This window comes from Mesorhizobium sp. P5_C1 (genome assembly GCF_054049815.1).
Genome location: NZ_JBFULQ010000596.1, coordinates 1 through 3,174, shown reverse-complemented (window position 1 = coordinate 3,174; position 3,174 = coordinate 1). Strand labels below are relative to the sequence as shown.

General features: G+C 61.9%; 5 protein-coding genes and 1 pseudogene. 2 read left to right on the top strand and 4 right to left on the bottom strand.

Features of this window, described 5'->3' with window-relative positions:
• The 4 genes and pseudogenes from ACXJ7R_RS28525 to ACXJ7R_RS28510 all read right to left on the bottom strand — a co-directional run.
• Positions 1-141 (bottom strand): annotated as a pseudogene (locus ACXJ7R_RS28525) (VOC family protein); the annotation flags it as partial.
• 120 nt (positions 142-261) lie between these two features.
• A complete protein-coding gene (locus ACXJ7R_RS28520) occupies positions 262-1,089 on the bottom strand; it encodes a helix-turn-helix domain-containing protein (protein WP_457154743.1) in 828 nt (275 codons plus the stop codon).
• A 103-nt stretch (positions 1,090-1,192) separates the two neighbouring features.
• Entirely contained in the window at positions 1,193-1,363 is a 171-nt protein-coding gene (locus ACXJ7R_RS28515) for a hypothetical protein (RefSeq protein ID WP_457154742.1), read from the bottom strand.
• A 53-nt stretch (positions 1,364-1,416) separates the two neighbouring features.
• Entirely contained in the window at positions 1,417-2,202 is a 786-nt protein-coding gene (locus ACXJ7R_RS28510; RefSeq protein WP_457154741.1) for a TSUP family transporter, read from the bottom strand.
• 151 nt (positions 2,203-2,353) lie between these two features.
• Between ACXJ7R_RS28510 and ACXJ7R_RS28505 the strand changes: the two genes are divergently transcribed.
• Positions 2,354-2,785: a TerB family tellurite resistance protein gene (locus ACXJ7R_RS28505; RefSeq protein WP_095087434.1), complete on the top strand. Its 432-nt coding sequence runs from the start codon at positions 2,354-2,356 to the stop codon at positions 2,783-2,785.
• A 45-nt stretch (positions 2,786-2,830) separates the two neighbouring features.
• Positions 2,831-3,174: NUDIX domain-containing protein (locus tag ACXJ7R_RS28500; RefSeq protein WP_457154740.1), on the top strand; the 344-nt coding region annotated here is incomplete at its 3' end.

Genomic DNA, 3,174 nt, shown 5'->3' with positions numbered 1-3,174 from the left:
GGCATGGTGCACGACATCGCCTTCGCCATAGCGAGCACGGACGCTGAAGCCGAAGGCTTCGCACAGCCAGTCGATCATTTTTGCCGCGTTCTTGTAGCGCAGGGCAGGGTAGAGGCGCGGCGCTTCCGTGGTGGTGGGCATGGGAACTCCTTCACTTGGGTTGGTCGATGAACCTTGATTGTGCATGCCCAAAAACGCTGCGCACTTTTGGGCGACATGCATCACTCTGGTCGAAGGCCGTTCCAGCGTCTTGAAGAAATGTTACCTGGCAAGTGCGGTCGGCGTCTCGCCGGCAAGGTCGCGGAATTCGCGTACCAGATGCGCCTGGTCGGCATAGCCGCAATCGGCGGCGATATCCGCCCAGTCGACGGTCTGCTGCCTTGACAGGCCGAGCGCCCGGTTGAAGCGCACGATGCGCGACAGCGTCTTGGGGCCGATACCGATCGCATCGGAAAAGCCGCTGGCGAGATGCTTGCGGCTCCGGCCCAGCTTTTCGGCAAGCACCGAAATGCGGGTCCGGCCGCCAGAGGTGATGATACGGTCATAGGCCCAAGCGATTTCGAGCGGGGTTTCGGCGGCATTCTCGAGACGGGCCGCGACGAAGGCTTCGGCGATGTCGAAACGCGCCGCCCAGTCCGGCGCGTTGCCAAGCCGCTCGCGCAGCGCCATGCCTTCGCCGCCAAGCACGTCGTCGAGCACGACCATGCTGTCGGTGAGCTCGCTCATCGGCTGTCGGAAAAACCGGCGTGCGCCGAGCGGCGTGAAGTTGACCTGGACGCAGCAGGCGCCGCCGAAGGATTCGATCACCACCGGTCCGGCAAAAAGGCCGGCGGCGAAACTGGCGAAGCGGTCATTGTCGCCCGGCGTCTTGCCGAGGCCGATGGCGAAGGGCTCGGCAAAGCTGATCACCAGCGGCACGGTCAGCGATGCATATTCGACATTGTGGAAATGGCCGGCAGCAGTTTCGCGATAGCCGCAGATGTCGGTGACGATGCCTTCAAGTGCAGGACTGGGCAGGCGCCGGCGCATCTCGAACCGCCCGGCAATGGAGCGGTCCTGTTCCTTCCATTGCTGCATCTCGACTGGCATCGGCCATCCTTCCGCCGAGGMAAATCTAGCAGACCATTGGCCAGAATCAAAAGCGCCCGGCTTTTGGCCGGGCGCTCCAGGTCCCCACTTCAAGGGAAACTGGTCAGGCGCCGCGCATCAAGCAGCCGCCGGCAAGCACGATGAAGGCAATAAGAACAATCCACACCGATGCGATTGGAATGAACGCAAGAACGCCAAGCGCGGCGAGAACACCGATGATGGCGATAACAACTGCAATGATGAAAACAATTTGGGTGGGTGCGCTAAGATTCATGTCTGGCTCCTCGCAACATGATTCGAACAGCGGCATTCTATCAGGGCGGGTATTCACACACCAATCATGACACGCAGCGGGTTCGCCGGGTCGGCCAAGAGCTTCACGGCCAGCGCAAGGCAGACGACCACCAGCAGCGGCTTGATCAGTCTTGCACCGATGCGCATGGCCAGGCTGGCGCCGACGCGAGCGCCGAGGAATTGGGCAACGCCCATCATCAAACCGATCTTCCAGTAGACGACGCCGACTGCGGCGAAGACGATGAAGCCGCCGATGTTGGAGGCGAAATTGAGCAGCTTGGTATGCGCGGTCGCCTTGAGCGCGCCGAAACCGGCGAGTGCGACGAAGGCCAGCATGTAAAAGGAGCCGGCGCCGGGTCCAAACAGGCCGTCGTAGAAGCCGATTGCGGGCGCGACAGTCAACCCGAACAGGAACGGTGACAGCCRCTCGGCACGGTCGACATCACCCATGTTGGGTTTTATGGCGAAATAAAATGCGATGGCGATCAGCAGAAGTGGCAGCGAGGCGCGTAGAATATCGCCCGGGACAATCGTTGCCAGCAAGGCACCGGCAGTGCCGCCGGCAAGCGCCAGCAAGGCTGACGGCAGCTGTCGTCGCAGGTCGACATGGCCATTCGCGGCATAATGGATTGTGGCCGAGCCAGAGCCGAACATGCCTTGCAGTTTGTTGGTTCCAAGCGTTTCGATCGGTGAGAAACCGGCGAGAAGCAGTGCGGGAATGGTGATCAATCCGCCGCCGCCGGCGATCGAGTCGACAAAGCCCGCGGCAAAGCCTGCGAACGCCAGCATGGCGACGGTCTGGGTGGTGAGGTCGATCATCTGAAGTGTGGAAATGTCCGGTGGGCTGAGATATCGGGCGTTCGACCACGAAGGCCCTGTTTGCGCAAGGCCGATTCCGCGCTACCTCTATTCAAGCGCGTCGCGCTTGGGTGGAATCATGCGACGCATCTTAATCGGAAAGGGGCTCCTGATGGCATTCGCATTGCTGGACCAGATACGCTCGATCTTCGACGGCGACCCGGGCGTGCGCAAGGTGGCGGACGATCCGGTCCTGTCGGCGGAACTCTTGATGCTGTTCCGCATGATCCTGGCCGACGGGTCGGTCAGCGAGAGCGAGATGGTTGCCTTCCGGCGCATCTGCAAGGACGCCTTCGGCATTGCCGAAACCAGCATCGACAGCGTCATCGAATATCTCAACGAGTTCGGCTACGAGACCAACGGCTCGCAGGCCATTGCGCTGTTCCGCGATCTCGACCTCGAGCGGCGCAAGCAACTGGCCCGCCATATGGCCGAGATCGCCAAGGCGGATTCGCAGCTAGCCGAGAGCGAGGTGCGGCTGCTCCGGCGCACGCTCGACCTGCTCGACATCAGTCCGGTCGACGTGGTCAAGCCGGAAGGCTGAGGCGTTGCTCGCGCAACGGTTTCGCTAGCTGCGGGGAGCGTTGGAATGGCCTTTGCCGACAGCTATCTGGGACAATTGCGGGCGCTGATCGGGGATCGTCTGGTGCTCATGCCGGGCGCTCGCATCGTCATCGAACGCGCCGACGGCAGCATCCTGTTGCAGAAACGAACTGATTTTGGCCTGTGGGGCCTGCCTGGCGGCAATGCCGAGGAAGGCGAGGGCCTGGAGACCCTCGTGGTCCGGGAGGCACTCGAGGAAACCGGGTTGATCGTCAGCGATGTCGAGCCGTTCGGGTTCGGCTGCGACCCGCACTATGAAACCTTCCAGTTTCCCAATGGCGATCGCGCCCAGTTTTTCGCGCTGATGTTCTACACGCGCTCCTTTGAAGG

Bases quoted from the DNA above. Each gene is read 5' to 3' on its own strand.
- ACXJ7R_RS28505 (WP_095087434.1), top strand. From the start codon at position 2,354: ATGGCATTCGCATTGCTGGACCAGATACGCTCGATCTTCGACGGCGAC.
- ACXJ7R_RS28515 (WP_457154742.1), bottom strand. From the start codon at position 1,363: ATGAATCTTAGCGCACCCACCCAAATTGTTTTCATCATTGCAGTTGTT.
- ACXJ7R_RS28520 (WP_457154743.1), bottom strand. From the start codon at position 1,089: ATGCCAGTCGAGATGCAGCAATGGAAGGAACAGGACCGCTCCATTGCC.